The organism is Sphingobacterium zeae, from assembly GCF_030818895.1.
Taxonomy (GTDB): Bacteria; Bacteroidota; Bacteroidia; order Sphingobacteriales; family Sphingobacteriaceae; genus Sphingobacterium; species Sphingobacterium zeae.
The window spans coordinates 2,599,675-2,617,080 of sequence record NZ_JAUTBA010000001.1 but is presented as its reverse complement, the minus strand read 5'-3'; the positions used below and the strand labels follow the sequence as shown (position 1 = coordinate 2,617,080).

The 17,406-nt window shown below is 40.4% G+C and carries 16 protein-coding genes; 10 read left to right on the top strand and 6 right to left on the bottom strand.

The window, feature by feature from the left end; translation table 11 throughout:
• The 5 genes from QE382_RS10905 (at window position 1) to QE382_RS10885 (ending at window position 3,221) form a co-directional block, all read left to right on the top strand.
• Window positions 1-579: a radical SAM protein gene (locus QE382_RS10905; RefSeq protein WP_307185909.1), complete on the top strand. Its 579-nt coding sequence runs from the start codon at window positions 1-3 to the stop codon at window positions 577-579.
• Window positions 527-1,126: a ThiH family protein gene (locus QE382_RS10900; RefSeq protein ID WP_307185908.1), complete on the top strand. Its 600-nt coding sequence runs from the start codon at window positions 527-529 to the stop codon at window positions 1,124-1,126. Before QE382_RS10905 ends, QE382_RS10900 begins: the two co-directional genes overlap by 53 nt.
• 4 nt (window positions 1,127-1,130) lie before the next feature.
• Window positions 1,131-1,598, top strand: coding sequence for a HesA/MoeB/ThiF family protein (locus tag QE382_RS10895; protein WP_307185907.1), 468 nt, complete (start codon window positions 1,131-1,133; stop codon window positions 1,596-1,598).
• Entirely contained in the window at window positions 1,576-1,842 is a 267-nt protein-coding gene (locus QE382_RS10890) for a HesA/MoeB/ThiF family protein (protein ID WP_307185906.1), read from the top strand. The genes QE382_RS10895 and QE382_RS10890 overlap by 23 nt, the downstream gene beginning before the upstream one ends.
• Window positions 1,843-1,985: 143 nt before the next feature.
• Window positions 1,986-3,221, top strand: coding sequence for a YaiO family outer membrane beta-barrel protein (locus QE382_RS10885; protein ID WP_307185905.1), 1,236 nt, complete (start codon window positions 1,986-1,988; stop codon window positions 3,219-3,221).
• Here the strand turns inward: QE382_RS10885 and QE382_RS10880 are convergent.
• From QE382_RS10880 to QE382_RS10860, 5 genes are all read right to left on the bottom strand, one after another.
• Entirely contained in the window at window positions 3,218-4,912 is a 1,695-nt protein-coding gene (locus QE382_RS10880; RefSeq protein WP_307185904.1) for an LTA synthase family protein, read from the bottom strand. The genes QE382_RS10885 and QE382_RS10880 overlap by 4 nt on opposite strands.
• Before the next feature lie 118 nt (window positions 4,913-5,030).
• Window positions 5,031-6,638 (bottom strand): glycosyltransferase family 2 protein, encoded by a 1,608-nt coding sequence (locus tag QE382_RS10875; RefSeq protein WP_307185903.1) that lies wholly within the window; start codon window positions 6,636-6,638, stop codon window positions 5,031-5,033.
• Window positions 6,632-7,699 (bottom strand): HEAT repeat domain-containing protein, encoded by a 1,068-nt coding sequence (locus tag QE382_RS10870; protein WP_307185902.1) that lies wholly within the window; start codon window positions 7,697-7,699, stop codon window positions 6,632-6,634. Before QE382_RS10870 ends, QE382_RS10875 begins: the two co-directional genes overlap by 7 nt.
• Before the next feature lie 5 nt (window positions 7,700-7,704).
• The gene (locus QE382_RS10865) at window positions 7,705-8,061 is read right to left on the bottom strand and encodes a response regulator transcription factor (RefSeq protein WP_307185901.1); all 357 of its coding nucleotides are present in this window, start codon (window positions 8,059-8,061) and stop codon (window positions 7,705-7,707) included.
• A gap of 4 nt (window positions 8,062-8,065) precedes the next feature.
• Window positions 8,066-11,983 (bottom strand): response regulator, encoded by a 3,918-nt coding sequence (locus QE382_RS10860; protein ID WP_307185900.1) that lies wholly within the window; start codon window positions 11,981-11,983, stop codon window positions 8,066-8,068.
• 301 nt (window positions 11,984-12,284) lie between these two features.
• Between QE382_RS10860 and QE382_RS10855 the strand changes: the two genes are divergently transcribed.
• From QE382_RS10855 to QE382_RS10845, 3 genes are read left to right on the top strand one after another with little or no spacing between them, the layout of a single operon-like run.
• Window positions 12,285-13,211, top strand: a complete 927-nt coding sequence (locus QE382_RS10855; RefSeq protein ID WP_307185899.1) for a ring-cleaving dioxygenase — start codon at window positions 12,285-12,287, stop codon at window positions 13,209-13,211.
• Window positions 13,212-13,253: 42 nt separating this feature from the next.
• Complete coding sequence (locus QE382_RS10850) at window positions 13,254-13,553, top strand: GNAT family N-acetyltransferase (protein ID WP_307185898.1); 300 nt, start codon at window positions 13,254-13,256, stop codon at window positions 13,551-13,553.
• Between the two features lie 22 nt (window positions 13,554-13,575).
• Complete coding sequence (locus tag QE382_RS10845; protein ID WP_293889091.1) at window positions 13,576-14,208, top strand: alpha/beta hydrolase; 633 nt, start codon at window positions 13,576-13,578, stop codon at window positions 14,206-14,208.
• A 49-nt stretch (window positions 14,209-14,257) separates the two neighbouring features.
• On the opposite strand, the gene QE382_RS10840 is transcribed toward QE382_RS10845, so the two are convergent.
• The gene (locus tag QE382_RS10840) at window positions 14,258-15,541 is read right to left on the bottom strand and encodes a Gfo/Idh/MocA family protein (protein WP_307185897.1); all 1,284 of its coding nucleotides are present in this window, start codon (window positions 15,539-15,541) and stop codon (window positions 14,258-14,260) included.
• 305 nt (window positions 15,542-15,846) lie between these two features.
• Here QE382_RS10840 and QE382_RS10835 point away from each other — a divergent pair, with 305 nt between their 5' ends.
• On the top strand, window positions 15,847-16,038 hold the full coding sequence (locus tag QE382_RS10835; RefSeq protein WP_046672944.1) for a cold-shock protein: 192 nt from the start codon (window positions 15,847-15,849) through the stop codon (window positions 16,036-16,038).
• A 185-nt stretch (window positions 16,039-16,223) separates the two neighbouring features.
• Window positions 16,224-17,348: a DEAD/DEAH box helicase gene (locus QE382_RS10830; protein ID WP_307185896.1), complete on the top strand. Its 1,125-nt coding sequence runs from the start codon at window positions 16,224-16,226 to the stop codon at window positions 17,346-17,348.
• Window positions 17,349-17,406: the final 58 nt, after the last annotated feature.

Sequence of the window (17,406 nt, the reverse complement as noted above, 5' to 3'; positions counted from 1 at the left end):
ATGACAGATTTCAAAACGATACTCGATACATATGCTTGGAATGACGTCCACACGCAGATTTATGACGCTACCAATCAGGATGTACTGCATGCGTTAGAAAAAGACCAATTATCGCTCTCCGATTTTAGGGCGCTCATATCACCGGCTGCAGCACCGTATCTGGAACAAATGGCACAAAAGACACAACAAATCACGCAACGCCGCTTCGGTAAAACCATACAGCTCTATGCCCCCCTTTACCTGAGCAATGAGTGCCAAAATATTTGCACCTATTGCGGTTTCAGCATGGACAACAAAATCAGACGAAAAACACTTAGCGATACCGAGTTGTTGCTGGAAGCGATGGCACTTAAAGCTATGGGAGTTAACCATATCCTCCTCGTTAGCGGAGAAGCCAACAAAACTGTTGAAATCAATTATTTCCTCCATGCTATCCAACTTCTAAAGTCCCATTTTTCGCAGATATCCATTGAGGTACAACCGTTGGAACAATCCGAGTACGAATTATTGCAGGCCGCTGGCGTATATGCCATTTTGGTTTATCAGGAGACTTATCACCGGGAAGTTTATAGGCAATAATCATCCCAAAGGAAAGAAGTCAAATTTTGATTATCGCTTGGATACACCTGATCGTATCGGCCGGGCTGGTATCCATAAAATCGGACTAGGTGTGTTATTGGGGCTCGAAGACTGGCGGGTGGACAGTTTCTTTACCGCAGCACACATTGCCTATCTACAAAAACACTATTGGCAGACTCGTTATTCCATTTCCTTTCCACGCCTACGCCCAGCTGCTGGCTCTGTGGAACCAAATTTTCATTTGGCCGACCGCGATCTACTGCAGCTAATCTGTGCTTATCGTCTGTGGAATGAAAATTTGGAAATCTCTATCTCCACTAGGGAAAACGAAACGTTTAGAGATCATATTATACCGATCGGTGTAACAACAATGAGCGCTGCCTCAAAAACCAATCCGGGGGGCTATGTGGTCGATCCACAAGCGTTAGAACAATTTGAAGTAAGCGATGAAAGGGATATGGAAACCATAAAAAGTCAAATCCGAAAAATGGGATACTCGCCGGTGATGAAGGACTGGGAAACCAATTTCGCTGGCATAGTACGTTAAATAAATGAAAAAAGACAATATTTTTGAGCGCTATAGCCGGCAGATTTTTATCGATGAAATTGGCGTCTCAGGACAAAGAAAAATCATGGATGCCAAGGTATTGATTGTTGGCGCAGGGGGACTCGGAAGTCCCGTCCTTCAATATTTAGCCGCTGCAGGTATAGGTAAACTTGGCCTGGCTGATTTTGACCACGTTGAAATCCACAATCTAAATAGACAGATCATACACTCCGAAAACAACATTCACAAAACTAAAACCGAAAGTGCCCAAGACTATATTCGACAGCATAATAGTACAATTGATTTTCATACGGTTCAGGTGAAGATAGAACCGAACAACGCGGCTGCAATTCTTGCTCCCTATCAAATAGTAGTAGATTGCTCGGATAACTTCTCGACACGTTACTTACTGAATCAAATTTGCTTGCAACTCGATAAACCCTTGGTATATGTGGAGCATCCACGGCTTTGAAGGACAGCTGGCAGTTTTTAACTTTGAAGGCAGTAAACACCTTCTGGACATCTTTCCCACTCCCCCAAACCCCGATCAGGTTCCAAATTGCGATAAAAATGGAGTACTAGGCCCCCTGCCAGGGATCATAGGTAGCATGATGGCTATGCAGGTACTTAAGATCATAACCGGTTTACCTGTAGACAGCAACCAGTTAACCATTATCGATACCTTAAATTGGCAGTTTTCTAAACTCTCATTCTAAATGTCGTCTCAAATGGTATCCCATAAATGGTTCAGAAGGATTCATGAGCGCGCAAAATTTATTTAAAACCACAGTGCACAAACAAATTTTGCTAATTTTAGTTTATATATTAGCAAGCTTAAATGTCAACTATACAATCCGGAATGAAAAAAGTAATTTATCCATTACTATCACTAATACCTTTATTCTCCATGGCGCAAGAGACAAAACTCACTGCCGATGATCTCTTTGCTAAAGCGCGAAAGGTTGCTTTTGATTCAAAAGATTATCCACAAGCGATTCAATTGTCCAAGCAGGCGCTACTTCAAGCACCGGACTACACGGATATCAACATTTTTTTAGCGCGCATTTATACCTGGTCGGATAAGATAGATTCGGCAAGGGCCATCTTTACGGAACTGGATAGAAAAAATACCACTGATGAAGATTTCTTTTTGGCCTACGCTTCGCTTGAGTATTGGAACGATCAGGCTGAAAGAGCAATTGCAATTACTGATAAAGGGCTACGCATACATCCGCAGTCTCAGGATTTACTATTGCTAAAAGGCAAAATAAGCTATGGCAACGATCAATACGAAACTGCCGAAAAGGCAATTCATAGTTTGTTGGAAATTAATCCAAAAAATACGGAGGCCAGAGCATTGGCAAAAAATATTGAAGAGTATACCGCTAAAAATGCAATCGGTCTGACGTACAATTTTGTCTATTTTGACAAACAGTTTGATCACAATTGGCACATTGTTGGATTAAGTTATAAACGGGCAACAGCAATAGGATCCGTAATTTTCAGAACTAACTATGCGAATAAATTTGCAGAAAATGGCGTCCAATTTGAGATGGAGGCTTACCCACGGCTTTCAAAGATATTTTACCTCTATGTCGGAGCAGGCTATTCCAATAATGTGGGGATTTTTGCGAAATATAGAACTGGTGTGTCTCTCTATGCCAATCTTCCGAACAGCTTTGAGGGGGAAATCGGATATCGTCAGCTCTATTTTAGTGACAACATCTGGATGTACACAGCTTCAGTCGGAAAATATTACCAAAACTTGTGGTTCAATCTAAGGACTTACCTTACTCCAGGCGAAAAGAATATTTCCCAATCGTATACCGGAACAGTCCGCTATTATACAAAAGGAGCAAACGATTACTTCGGATTTAGCGCCGGAACGGGTCTGAGCCCTGAGGAAAACCGAAATAATCTATTGGACAACGCTTCCTATAAATTAAAGACATTCAAAGTAGGTGCCGAGTATAACTTCTCGGTGAAACAAAGTAACCTATTTTCAATTTCGGGCACCTATTATAACCAAGAATTCAGGCCAAAAGAGAAAGGAAATCAATTGGACATCATCCTTGGTTATATTCGAAAATTCTAGCGGTTTCCTGTCCGTTTGAAATAGTTGGTATAGACGCTATCCGGAATGAGCCGCTTCTCTGTATAGAATAGCTTATTTTTGCGCTTAAATAATTCAAAGCGCTTTGTAACCTCCTGTTTCGCATTATCCGAGGCCACGTCTTCATTGAACACACCATCCAACTGATACAGTTGTCCATCAGAAAGATGGTAATTACCCCTTACAAAATCAATCAACTGATTTTTACTCTGCATCATACCGATGCCATCACCTTGTGCAGATGCCCCTTTGTCAAGGCCCGCACCTATCCAAGTAACTTGACCGGGAGTTTTAACTCCAAAATTTTCTCGATAGTAGGCCAATATAGATGGCGCGACATCAAAATGGCTAACAAAATGATGAAAAGTCTTTGGCCCTTTTAAAAGTGGTGAATAAATCAACAAAGGAACATGATAACGATCGATTTTGCTTTGTAACGGTATCTCAGGCATTGCGTGGTCTCCAGTTATGACAAAAATCGTATTTGCAAAATCTGCTCTCTTTTTGTAAGATTCAAAAAATTGTTCCATCGCATCATCCAAATTCAACACCGAGACCAGCTGCGTACGGTTTTCTAAAGCCCACTTTTTTTGTTCTGCCGAAAGGTTCAACGTCGCCATACGTTGATCAAATAATTGCTCATAATGTGCCGCGTTATTAATCAAAAATGGATTATGTGTAGATAAGGTCAAAAGCACATGGAAATAGGGCTGTTGCTGCACTTTCTGTACCTCAAGAAGCTTACTAAATACAGCTTGGTCTTCATATCCCCAACTCTCCCCTCCTTTTTCAGGCAATTTCTTATATGGAGGACCAAATGCTTCCTGATCGATGAGCATATCAATTTTATTATAATCCATGAACTTCTTCATGAAGTCAAAATTTGAATGACCGCCATAGAAAAAACCAGTATTAAATCCGTTGCTCTTTAGAATATTAAATAGATTGAAATTGTCTGGTAAGGTATCTTGCTCTAAAAAACCGTGCATAGCAAAAGGTAGTGAGCCTGTTATCGTAGGCAGAACAGAAAATGTCCGTCCTGAAGAACTCATGTTATTGCCCCAATACAGCGATTGCTGCTTCAGTTTACCGATAAATGGCGTGAAGTTACCGATATAGCCATTTTCAGCGCTATAGGCATGCCCTAGCCCCTCAATGACGAGAATAACTAAATTGGGCACTTTCGTCGTTTTCTGAAGGTGTGTTCCTAGAAAATCTTTGGTATCTTCTTTTTTCAAAAAAGGAAATTTAGTATCCAACACCTTTGTATCCTCCTCTTTATGGAACATTGCGAGCATACCCGGGTGTTCATCCACATAATTTGATAAATTGGAATTGAAGAAATAACGCCATTTACTCCGGCTTGCATTGGCTACGAATTCATCGTTATCGGAGCGACCCCCTAAAAGCGAAGCCGAACTAATGAAAAACGATATGATCCCCAAAGATAAGAGTGCAATACTAACATAGTTTTTTTTGAATGTCTTTTTATTCGCAATCCAAAGCGGAACCCAAGAAATTGCGATCAATAATAAAAGTAAAGCAATATTGGTAAAACTCAACATACCGCTAGCCTCCAAAATTTGCTTCATCTCTTCCGAACTGTAATAGAACATATCAGCCCCAAGCAAATTTCTCGATTCGCCAAAATACAGAAACAAGATGAACTGCATAACAACAATAAGCGAGAACGAAATGATCAAAAGAAGCCTCGCCCAAAATCTGCTTAAGAATTGTAGCAATAAATAGCCTATTCCCAAACACGCTAAGGCTTGAAAGATAAACAGGATGTTATCCAAAAATAGGTATTTGCCTGCGTGGACCTCCGAAAGCTGAGAAAAATCGACGACCGTACCACCACCATTCTACACCAACGGATAACATATACAAGGCAAAGACAACCAACATCACAGGTCCTAAGCTTTTTAACGACAGATTTAATCGGTGACCGAGGTATTTCCAAACCGACTCATTGGCATCTTTTTGTTGAAAGCCTTGTCGAGTCATTTCTCCCCAGCCATGCTGCTTTCGAAAATAGTCAACCACCCCTTGTACGCCAGCTTTAACAACAATGGGGTGAAAGTAAAGTGGTTCTAGGATAGCGGTAGTTATTAACGTCGAAAGGTCGCGCTTCTTTGAATAGACCTGGTGGCTAACAAGGTCAACCAGGATGGCATAGATTGAATACAAAATTCCCGAAGCAATAACCAGTCCAAAAAGTGCAAAGAAAAATGGCCAGTTGATGATTCCGAGTATAAAAAAGATCAGAAAGACAATGTAACCTGTAAATTCGACAATAGGGCCCAAAAATTCAAAGAAAAACCAATAAGGCATGCTAACCATACCGAAACGGCCATACTTCGGATTGAACATGAGTTTGCGATGCTTCCATAAGGTTTCCATCGTGCCGCGCATCCAACGATTACGCTGCTTGCGCAGCACCTCCTTAGATTCTGGCACCTCCGTCCAGCATAAGGGATCAGGAATATTAACGACCTCATAAGCCTGCTTTTGATCTTCCATATAGCGACGCATACGAACAACAAGTTCCATGTCCTCCCCAACCGTATTTCGGTCGTAGCCTCCACAAGCCAACACAATCTCCCGGTCAAAAGCGCCAAATGCACCTGAAATCAGAATTAATCCCGAAGCTCTAGACCAAGCCATTCGCCCTAAAATGAAAGCACGGATATATTCTAAAGCTTGCGTGCGCCCCAACCAAGACTTTGGCAAATTAACATCCACAACAGACCCATTCACGACGTTACAGTTGTTGGCTAAACGGATAACGCCACCGCAAGCGATAACGCGTTTGTCAGTTTGTTCTAGAAATGGCTTCGCTAATTTTAAAATCGCATCCTGTTCTAAAATACAATCCACATCAATACAAACGATATAATCTCCAGAAGAGATATTCACCCCAACGTTAAGCGCGTCCGCCTTGCCGCCATTCTCTTTGTCTACAACAATCAGCTTCTTAAAAGCCGGGTTTTTACTTTTATAGATTCCCCGTATCTCCTTCGTCTCAATATTTCCTTGAACAAAGAAAGACGTCGGTTCAAGTTCATAAGACGTGATCAATTTTGATATAGAATCATCCTTACTCCCATCATTTACGATAATAATTTCTAGATTATGGTAATACAACGACAATAAGGACCGCACATTCTCAACGATGGTCATGCCCTCGTTATAGGCTGGTGCAATCAGACTGAATGTAGGTGCATTGGGATTGGTGGCAATAATGCTATAGTCCGTAAACGTATTATCATGTTTGTAACGAAACACAGCTCCATAAGCATATAATCCTATCCAAGTATAAATAAGAAATACCGCCCCGGAATAAAGCAAAAATAACCAAACTATAATTTCATATACGATATGGGAAAACTCTAACATTTTTTCTCTTGCAAAGCGTGTTTAATAATTCGTCTAAGTTCGTCGTAAGTATCTCCAGCTTGTGAGACCTCCTGCAAATAGTGTTCTTCTCCAAGAACGACAAGTACTTCGGCGGCAGAAATTTTAATTGATACTTGGGGATGATTCCACAGTAGTTCTTTAAGAAAATGCTCGCTTTCTTTACTCTTGGCTATCTTCATCGCTTTCAGCATCTCATTCTGCACTGCGAGTGGCTGCAGATCGAAACTTTGTATAAATTGCTGAATGGTCCCACGATGCTCGATGGCCTGTAAAGTTCTTACAGCTTGTACACGAACCATCGTCGATGGGTGAGCCAACAGGTTATGAACCGCCGTATAGAATGTCATTAATCTGAATTTTCGGATTAGACGTAAAGTGAATACAACAACCGAATCATTTTTACTATGGATCCAATCCTTTACCTGTAAATCAGCCTGTTCTGGTATATCATGAATTGAATACAATAAGCGGAGCTGTTGCCAGTCCGATAACGGCTTGTTGAAATGATCCAAAAAGCCAAGGCCTTCGTATCCCTTAAAACTGACAATTGCATATTGGGCCTCCTGATAAACGGCAGTTCGGGGATCGTTCAACTTCGCCATGATTTCAGGTATTGCAGCTTCAACATTCATCGCTGCAAGCTCCTGAACACCGCCGGCTACCAAATAGCCGCTGCGATGCCTGAGTTTCCGCCAGGCTTCATCCTCGAGTTCAAAATCACGAAACAGCCTATTAATCGATTGTTTAGCACCACCAGAAAATTTTCTATCCGAATCAACCAGTACATCTAAAAAAAGTGCCCGAAATGAAGGCTCCTTTAAATGTTCCGCAAATTCCTTATCGCTATCACTACGGTCATCATTCCCTACGATTGTCTCCATAATCTTATACTCGATAATTTCTCTCCAAGATTGCTTATTATGAAGTATTCGATAACTATAGAAGCTGTAACCCAATACTGTAATAATCAACAACAGTACTAAGATCAACACGATAACTATCGCAAGAATAAGTTCATGTAGTGCGATATGGTGATACATATTGTTTATTTATTTTTTAGGCGTTTTATTCTGAGAATGAGCTCGTTTGGACTAAACGGCTTAACCATAAAATCTGATGCTCCTAAATCGAACGCATCGACCACAACCTCCTCTTGGCCCATACTCGATAATACAATAACCGGGATTTTCTTTCCGATACTCTTTATTGCCGAAAGAATTTCAATACCAGAAGCAAAAGGCATCATAATGTCCGTCACAACTAAATCCAAATTCAGTTCATTAATTTTCTCGATGGCTTCACGGCCATTTCTGGTCAGCACCACTTCGTGTCCTTCTTTCACTAATTTGTGTTCAACAGTACGTAATATCAATTCGTCGTCTTCAGCTATTAAAATCAACATAGCGTTATTTATTTAAAATTTTTGTAATGAGTTCCAAACCTATATCCATTTCTTGTTCAATTGCTCTGAAAGCAGTCGCAAGATCAGTTTCAATAGTGAAACTTGTTTCCAATTCTTTTGTCATCTCGGCCAATTTGACTAGCCCTGCTGTTGAAGCAGTGCCCCGCAATTTATGCAGCAGCTCCTTGACATGGACAATATCACTGGCATGGATTGCCACCTGAAGCTGCTTCCTAGCCCCTGTTATCTCCCGTACGACCAAATCCAGAAAAAACGCTAGAAATGCAGGATCATCACCGGCCTGTTCATCCAAGCGACGCATGTCTAAATGTTGATCGTCGTGCGCTAATTCGGACCCTTCGTCAACAATCGGATTACCAGATATAGCTTTATCTAACGCTGTGTACAAATCTTGTTGTCGAATAGGCTTAGCTAAAAAATCGGACATTCCCGCAGCTAGACAACGTTCTTTTTCACCCGAAATATTACCGGCTGTAACACCAATTATAGGTGTGTCGGCATAACCTTCAATCTGGCGAATCTGTTTGGTGGCTTCGATACCATCGATCTCAGGCATCTGAACATCCATTAAAATAAAATCAAATGTTTTTTTCATACAGGCCTCAATGGCTTGAGCCCCGTCAGACACTTCAGTCAGTCGTGCACTCGGCATGATACTGGCCATAATGCGCAAATTGAGCGCCATATTGACTGCATTATCGTCTGCCAATAGCACCTGAATTTCCTTATCATAAAAATCTGACGACACAGGTAAATTTTCATTAGCTTTTGCTTGGACGGCTTCCTGCCTATTTTGCTGGATCGCTCGGCGAAGTGTTGAATACAACTCTTCTGATTTAATAGGTTTAAGCAAGCAGAAAGAATGCTCTTCCTGTCGGAATGCCGAAATCACCTCATGCTCTTCCGATGAGGTATGCAACACAATCAATGGAATACCTTCCTCTTGCTTTAGAAAGAGTTCTTTAATTTTACCGATCGTTTCCAGGCCCGATAATATCGGCATATGATAGTCCATTAAAATAACATCGAACCTTTCACCTTTCATCAATAACTGTAAAGCTTCCATACCATTAGCCGCGAGTACAGAGTCGACGTTCTTATACGATAGCATATGTTGAAGAATGATCCGATTATTAGCGTTATCATCAACAACAAGGACACGATTTAAAGGCAGTTCTGTATCTATATCCTCCTGTTCTTCAAATCGGACCTCAATATCAAAGAAGAATGTGGACCCGACGCCCATTTTGCTAACCAAATTCAGTTTGCTTCCCATATATTTCAACAGGTTGTTAGAGATCGTCAAACCAAGTCCGGTACCACCATAACGTTTACTTACGGAACTATCTTCTTGGGTGAAAGCATCAAATATTCGTTGTTGCTTGTCGGGCGGAATTCCAATACCAGTATCTCTGACTTCAAAACGTAGCGCTAATTTATCCTCGCTATTATAGCGCTTACTGATCTTAAATTCGATCTCGCCTTTTTCTGTGAACTTCACAGCATTGCCCAACAGATTCACCAATACTTGCTTGATACGTGATTCATCAATCCAAACAAAAGCGGGTAGCCCCTGCTCAATATTCAGAAGCAGTTCGACATCCTTTCGCTGGGCTTGATAGAGAACAACATTAATAACCTGATTAGCTACATCATATAGATTATATTTATCAACAAATAATTCAAGTTTTCCGGATTCAATTTTTGAAAAATCCAAAATGTCATTAATAATATTGAGCAAGCTATTCCCCGATTCATTGATATAGCCAAGATACTGCAACTGCGTATCATTTAATGGCGTTTTCAACAATAGGTCCGAAAATCCGATCACCCCGTTTAAAGGTGTTCGAATTTCGTGGCTCATATTGGCCAGGAATTCGGACTTTGCTTTACTGGCTAGCACGGCTAGCTCTTTTGCTAATTTCAATTCATCATTTATTTTTACTGACTCCGTAATGTTCTGCGTAAAAATAATGATCCCGCCGATACTTCCATCAGCAAGATGCCATGGTCTAACTTCCCAATTGAAATGCTGCGCTTCGGCAAATCCACCAGCCTGAATAATCTCATCCCTATTCTTATAAGGTATACCACCCAAAGCATCGCGGTATATTTTTTTTCTATTTTCCGGAATATGAGGAAAAAGATCGAAAAAATTACTATTAGAAGGTAAACTCGCCCCATCATGAAAGTCTTCCAACCATTGATTACTAACCGAAATATAGTTAAAATCACGGTCAAACATGGCAACAGAAGCCGGAACGTAATCTACAAAGGCGCGTAACATCGATTCTTTGCGTTCCAATTCCAGAAATAGCGATTTACTATGATCGATATCCTGTATAATTCCATATACACGTCTGCATACATCATTTTCAAATTCGGGAATACCCTTTACGCGTACCCAAATCGACTCGCCGCTTTGCTTTAGTAGACGTAATTCCGTATCATAAGGTGTCCTGGAAGCAATTGCCTCTTCAAATACTCGTCGCAATGTGCCCTGACTCTCCTGTTCATAAAATCCGATAGCATGCTCAAAATCCGGCGTAAAATCAAGAGGTACACCATGGATAAGCTTTGTAGAATCCGACCAATAGACCTTATTGTTAACCAGGTCTACCTCCCATCCACCAACTTGAGCTACAGCATTTGTCTGTTCTAAGATCTGCTTGGTATGCAAAAGATCATTTTCAAGCCGTAGCCGGTCCGTCATATTCAACGCGGTGCTGACAACGTAAAACTTTCCATTTTCATCAGTTTCTAGCATGTTATGATAAAGCCATGAGATATCTTCACCATCTTTTGTTTGCAAAACCATCATTCCTGAATCCTCTCTGTTGCTCGCAATACGTTGAAGATATTCCGCAACTAGACCAACATGATGAGCCGGGACCAAGTTTCTTAGATTAAGCCCTTTGACCTCCTCTTTGGAATAACCTAATAACTCTCTTCCTTTTTCATTAACTGATAAAATATTACCTTCCATATCATGCATGCTCATCAGGCCAATGGCATTTTCAAAAAAACTACGGAATCTACGCTCCGAATTTTCCAGTTTCAGCTTTTCTTCCCGTTCTGCTGTCACATTTCTGCCAAAAGCCAAAATATCACGGTTGACTGCATCAAATTTAAAATGCCATTCAATCTCCACCATTTGGCCGTTCTCCATTCGAATCGTACTACTGCTTTGGATACCGTATTTTGCATCCTCTACCCGGTTCAAGTCGGATACTAATTTTTCTTTAGTGTCACCCAGTAAAGTGAAAATAGATTTGCCTAAGCTGTTCGAGCGGGACAATCCCAAAACTTTACTAAATGCAGGATTAACTTCTTTGACATGGCGCATATCATCCAAAACACAAATAATATTGTTGGTGAGATGAAAAATCTCAGCGAAATAACCGGCCTGTATTTTTCGATGCTTGCCCAATAAGATCTTGGTCACCGCCTTACCGAGTTCAGCTAAAGAATTTACTTGTTTTTCAGAAAGTTTTTTTGGCTGAAAATCAATCACGCAGATTGTTCCAAGCGCATCTCCATCATCGTCCAAAAGCGGGACCCCCGCGTAGAAACGGATATTTCCCTCGCGAATCAGGGGATTGGAAGAAGAGCGAACATCGTTAAAAGTGTCTTCAATGATGAGCACTTCTTTACTCATGATCGTATACTGACAGACGGTATTCTTCCTGTCCACAGTGTCCAACGCTATCCCAACGCAACTCTGAATACGTTGCGTTTCTTGTTCCATCATGGCAATTAGAGCAGCAGGACAATCTGTAATCAAACAGGCCGCCTGCGCAAAAACATCTAATTCAGGGTCTTTCCCAAGTCCCATTAACTCATAAGACTTTAGTTTTTCTATCCTTCTTAACTCATTTTCAGGAAAAACATTATTTACCATTTATTTCCAGTATTTAGATCAGGTTTATTATCACCGTGAAGTTAACAAAAACATTACTGAACACCGCCTAATTAATAAGGAAATTGATCAAATAATGTTTTATTAAGAACAAACAATGCGATGAATAGTTGTCGTATGGCAAAAATTCATCGCCTATATTCCTAATAAATAAGTTATTTTCCAATTCTAATTTACAGAGATACCGTTACTGATACACAATTGATTTTATTAATCTAGTTCAATAAAACTTCCTTTGGGTTGGCGTAACTTTACATTAGTCAAGAAAACATAATACGTTAATATGGAAAATAAAATATTAGGATTGCATCACATTACTGCGATAGCCGATAATGCAAAACGAAATCTCGATTTTTATACGCAAGTACTGGGTGTCCGTCTTGTAAAGAAAACGGTAAACTTTGACGATCCCGGCACTTACCACTTCTACTTCGGCAATGAAATGGGAGAACCTGGGACTATCCTTACTTTTTTCCCTTGGGAAGGTATCGGAAAAGGAGCCCCAGGTGCAGGAATGGCTACCCACATAGGGTACTCGGTACCGAAAGGTAGTCTAGATTTTTGGAAAAATCGCTTAACACAATATCGCATCCAGTGGATAGAAGATGAGATTTTTGGAGAGAAATTAATATCATTTCGTGATCCCGACGGCTTACAGCTTCAGTTTATTGAAACAACTGATCCAAGACTTCCTTGGACAACCACCGATATCCAAGCAGAAAATGCCTTAAAAGGCTTCCATAATGTAACACTCTCGTTAAGAAAGGCAGAACCAACCTTAAAAATACTGACCGATATTTTAGGCTATACGCTTAGCCAACAGATTGACAATCGTTATCGATTGACGACGGACAGTATAGCCACAGCCAACATGGTCGACATCATCGCAGATGAAAATCTGAACTACGGCAAAAATGCAGCCGGTACAAACCATCATATTGCATTTCGCGTGAAAAACGATAACGTCTTGATGGAGTACCGCGAAAAAATACTTTCAGCAGGATTAGATATCACGCCTAAAATAAATAGAGACTATTTTTTCTCGTTATACTTTCGTGAACCAGGAGGCGTACTTTTTGAAATCGCGACCGATAACCCCGGTTTTACAGTGGATGAACAGCTATCGAGTTTAGGTTCTGCCCTCAAATTACCAAAGCAGTATGAAAGCCACCGATTACAAATTGAAAAAGCATTACCGAAAATAGATTAGATCAATAAATCACATTAATTTCACCTGCAAAAAAAAAGAGCTATGGAAAGAACTGAAATTATCCTCGACAAAAGTCAACGCGGCGAACTGCAGTTATTCTCCGATAATCATAAAGCCGGCTTAATGAGCATTGCGATCATCGACCGCAACCTTGTTGTTTACCACACCGAGGTAGATGATGTATATGAAGGCAGAGGATTTGCAAAAATACTTCTCGAAAAGCTCGTATCTTATGCCCGCGAAAATAACATGAAAATTGTTCCATTATGTCCTTATGTAAATGCACAATTTCATCGCCATCCCGAGCGCTATCAAGATATTTGGTTTAGAAGAACAACATAATTATCAAAAAAGAAAAAGCAACATGAGTCATCCACTAAACATCAAGAGAGCCGGTCACAATTTGGAACAAGCGAAAAAAGCCATCATCATGATCCATGGCCGGGGCGGAAGTGCCGAAGATATACTTAGCCTGTCATCGTACCTTCAGGTCGATAATTTTGCACTGCTGGCACCACAAGCCGAAAACCACAGTTGGTATCCTTTTTCCTTTATAGCTCCTGTTCAACAGAACGAACCGTGGTTGAGTTCAGCACTGGACTTAATCGACCATACGGTTCAACTCGCTTTAGCGCAGGGAATCCCTGCCAAAGACATTTATTTTTTCGGGTTCTCTCAAGGAGCCTGCTTAACGCTCGAATACCTTGCGCGGCATGCGCAGCATTACGGAGGGGCAGTCGCAATTATCGGCGGCGTAATAGGTGAAGAAATTAACCACCAAAATTACAGCGGAGATTTTGCACAGACTCCAATTCTCCTCGGCACTAGCGATCCCGATTTCCACGTTCCATTAGAACGGGTCAAAACAACAGCATCCATTTTACAAAAAATGAATGCAAACGTACAGCTCGCTATATATTCAAACGGAGGTCATACCATCAATCGCGAGGAGATCGATCTTGCAAATGAATTTGTGCTCAAAGATGTACAGCAATAACCCATTGGTTGTTGATTATTTATTTTAATCAACAACCCGTCGCAATGCATTATACCTTTGGATATTTATATCCGTTATGATAAACCGATGCTAAGTACGCATTCGCCTTCTGATCCGTAAAATTCTGTTGTTCTTTATTCCAATAGAGCTTTTGACCTGTCCTGAATGCTATATTTCCTAGCTGAGAAAAGATGGCGATATGGGCGCCAACTTCGATTGGTGCATGAAGTAATAGCGGATTACGTTGACGAATGGCGGCCACAAAATTTTCCATGTGCTTATCTAGTCCATCGTCTAAAGAAGGTTGCATAGCGACCGCTTCCATCCGCCCCTTTTCTGGAATCACCTCCCATCCAGACCGGTTTAAAACCAGCGTACCATTGTTACCAATAAATGCGACACCGTGGTTACGTTTATATGGACCAAGATCAATTCCTTTGGCATGCTCCCATTGAATATTAAAACCCTCAAACTCGTACACGGCCGTCATCGTATCCGGCGTTTGTCCAGCGTCATCCGGAAAAGCAAATTTGCCTCCTGAGGCCATAATAGACTTTGGATCGGAAACGTTCATGCCAAGTAAAGCATAGTCCAACATATGGACCCCCCAATCAGTCATCAAGCCACCCGCATAGTCCCAAAACCATCGAAAATTAAAATGAAATCGATTCAGATTAAATGGCCTTTTTTGCGCGGGTCCAAGCCATTCCGTATAATGAACACCTGCCGGAACGGGTTCGTCAGGTACAACGGGAATGGCACTTTTCCACCCTTGATAGGACCAGGCCTTTACTAATCTTATTTTGCCCAATTTACCAGAATGAACAAAATCAATAGCATCTTGAAAATGTTGCTGACTCCTTTGCCATTGGCCAACCTGAACAATAGCCTTATTCTTTTTCGCAGCCTGAACCATTAATTGACATTCAAGAATAGAGTTTCCAATGGGCTTCTCTACATATACATGCTTTCCTGCATTGACAGCGTCTACCATTTGAAGGCAATGCCAATGGTCTGGCGTTGCAATGATCACGGCATCTACGAGTGAGCTATCGAGCATCTTTTTATAATCCAAAAAAGTTTCGACGTGTATGCTCCTTTTTCGCAGCTCTTCCGCTCTTTTTTTAAGAATATTATCATCTACGTCACAAAGAGCTGTACACACAATACCGTCATTCTTTAATAATGAATTCAAATCTGACCAGCCCATGCCATTTACACCAATCAGCCCAACTCGAATAGACTGATCTAATAAACTGGAACCCTGGACATTTAAGAAAAATGATGATGCAGCCAAAACAGTGGACGATTTGATAAAATCTTTTCTATTCATTAGATATTGGTTTAAAAATTGTTATTTAAGCATCGCCGAAGTTATCGATATGAATACATACGCCTCGATGAATACCTTATTGAGAAATGCTCCCTTTTTTATCAAAAGCAAATTGCTTCGATGAAATTACAAAAATGAATTTAGGTGCCTGCAATACGCATTGTAAAATATATATAGACAAACCCAGCGAAAGTCTCCATTTACGATGAAAATTAGCCAACTGAACAACACATTTTATAATTCATTAAAAAAAATGAAAGATTAATGGTTTTTTATACCTAACTTGCCGCACTTAATTAAAAATAATGAATACAGGTAAAATTAAATTTTTCAATGAAACTAAAGGTTTTGGTTTTATTACACCAGAGGATGGTAGTGCAGATGTTTTCGTACACGTTTCTGCGCTTAAAAATCAAGTATCTGAAGGCGACGTTGTTACTTATGATGTAGAAAGAACTCCAAAGGGGATCAGCGCTACAAATGTAAAATTGGCGTAATCCAAAAAATACACTTTCTTGTTAAATGGGGTAATTCACAATGACTTATCCCATTTCTTTTTCCTATTCTTCCTTTAAACTTTCATTAATCCTATCCTTTTTATTTGTAGACTTTTGGCATTCAAATAAAAAGCATAAAATGATTTGAAAAGGTTTTATTTAAGACAAATTCGAACATACTACGCATGGAATTTAAACAACTCAGTTTAATCGATCCGCTTTTAAAAGCAATAACAGAAACAGGCTATACACATCCCACAGCAATTCAACAAAAGGCTATTCCAGTTGTACTCAAAGGTAACGATCTGATTGGGTGTGCACAAACAGGCACAGGGAAAACTGCCGCTTTTGCACTTCCCCTTTTACAACGTCTTGAAGAAACCAAGACATCCGGTAAATTTGTTCCGATTAGGGCGCTGATTCTTACCCCAACGCGTGAGTTGGCTATTCAAATCGGAGATAATATAAATTTGTACCGAAAATATCTAAAAGTAAACTATTGCACTATTTTCGGCGGAGTAAGCCAAGAAAAACAGGTCAAAGAAATAAAAAAGGGTGTTGACATCTTGGTAGCTACCCCAGGGCGCTTACTGGATCTAATAAATCAGAAGATCGTGTTTCTAGATAAGATCGAAATGCTTATACTGGATGAAGCCGACAACATGCTGGACATGGGCTTCATACACGACATAAAAAAGATCCTAGCTAAGATTCCGTCAAAGAGACAAACACTATTTTTCTCGGCAACAATGCCTCCCAACATCCGTAAGTTTGCCCATGGAATATTGAATAAACCTATGGAAGTTGACGTTACTCCGGTAAGCTCAACAGCAGAAAAAGTAAATCAATCGGTATTTTTCGTTGATAAGAAGGAGAAAATTAAATTGCTTACGGTCCTATTAAAAAAACTTAAGCAGGAACGTACGATCGTATTCTCCAGAACAAAACACGGAGCTGATAAAATTGTTAAGCTACTTGCAAAAAATGGTTTGAGAGCAGCTGCCATTCACGGAAATAAATCTCAAAACGCCAGGCAAAAAGCGCTGGGTGAATTTAAAGACAATCATCTAAAAATATTGATTGCCACCGATATTGCTGCAAGAGGAATTGATATCGAACAACTTCCCCTCGTTATCAATTATGACCTCCCGAATGTACCTGAAACCTATGTTCATCGCATCGGAAGAACAGGAAGGGCCGGACTCGAAGGAAAAGCAATCTCATTCTGTGATGTGGAAGAAAGACCTTATCTGGCTGATATTGAAAAACTGATCGGATTAAAGATCAAAATAGAAAAAACAAGTAAATAAGCATTCATAACCTTAAACAAAAAGCCCTTAAATCAAATGGATTAAGGGCTTTTTGTTT

Excerpts from the sequence above, each read along its gene's own strand:
- QE382_RS10905 (WP_307185909.1), top strand. The coding sequence starts at position 1 with ATGACAGATTTCAAAACGATACTCGATACATATGCTTGGAATGACGTC.
- QE382_RS10900 (WP_307185908.1), top strand. The coding sequence starts at position 527 with ATGCCATTTTGGTTTATCAGGAGACTTATCACCGGGAAGTTTATAGGC.
- QE382_RS10850 (WP_307185898.1), top strand. The coding sequence starts at position 13,254 with ATGGAAAGAACTGAAATTATCCTCGACAAAAGTCAACGCGGCGAACTG.
- QE382_RS10880 (WP_307185904.1), bottom strand. The coding sequence starts at position 4,912 with ATGCAGTTCATCTTGTTTCTGTATTTTGGCGAATCGAGAAATTTGCTT.
- QE382_RS10870 (WP_307185902.1), bottom strand. The coding sequence starts at position 7,699 with ATGTATCACCATATCGCACTACATGAACTTATTCTTGCGATAGTTATC.
- QE382_RS10860 (WP_307185900.1), bottom strand. The coding sequence starts at position 11,983 with ATGGTAAATAATGTTTTTCCTGAAAATGAGTTAAGAAGGATAGAAAAA.
- QE382_RS10845 (WP_293889091.1), top strand. The coding sequence starts at position 13,576 with ATGAGTCATCCACTAAACATCAAGAGAGCCGGTCACAATTTGGAACAA.
- QE382_RS10895 (WP_307185907.1), top strand. The coding sequence starts at position 1,131 with ATGAAAAAAGACAATATTTTTGAGCGCTATAGCCGGCAGATTTTTATC.
- QE382_RS10865 (WP_307185901.1), bottom strand. The coding sequence starts at position 8,061 with ATGTTGATTTTAATAGCTGAAGACGACGAATTGATATTACGTACTGTT.
- QE382_RS10875 (WP_307185903.1), bottom strand. The coding sequence starts at position 6,638 with ATGTTAGAGTTTTCCCATATCGTATATGAAATTATAGTTTGGTTATTT.
- QE382_RS10840 (WP_307185897.1), bottom strand. The coding sequence starts at position 15,541 with ATGAATAGAAAAGATTTTATCAAATCGTCCACTGTTTTGGCTGCATCA.
- QE382_RS10890 (WP_307185906.1), top strand. The coding sequence starts at position 1,576 with ATGTGGAGCATCCACGGCTTTGAAGGACAGCTGGCAGTTTTTAACTTT.
- QE382_RS10835 (WP_046672944.1), top strand. The coding sequence starts at position 15,847 with ATGAATACAGGTAAAATTAAATTTTTCAATGAAACTAAAGGTTTTGGT.
- QE382_RS10830 (WP_307185896.1), top strand. The coding sequence starts at position 16,224 with ATGGAATTTAAACAACTCAGTTTAATCGATCCGCTTTTAAAAGCAATA.
- QE382_RS10885 (WP_307185905.1), top strand. The coding sequence starts at position 1,986 with ATGAAAAAAGTAATTTATCCATTACTATCACTAATACCTTTATTCTCC.
- QE382_RS10855 (WP_307185899.1), top strand. The coding sequence starts at position 12,285 with ATGGAAAATAAAATATTAGGATTGCATCACATTACTGCGATAGCCGAT.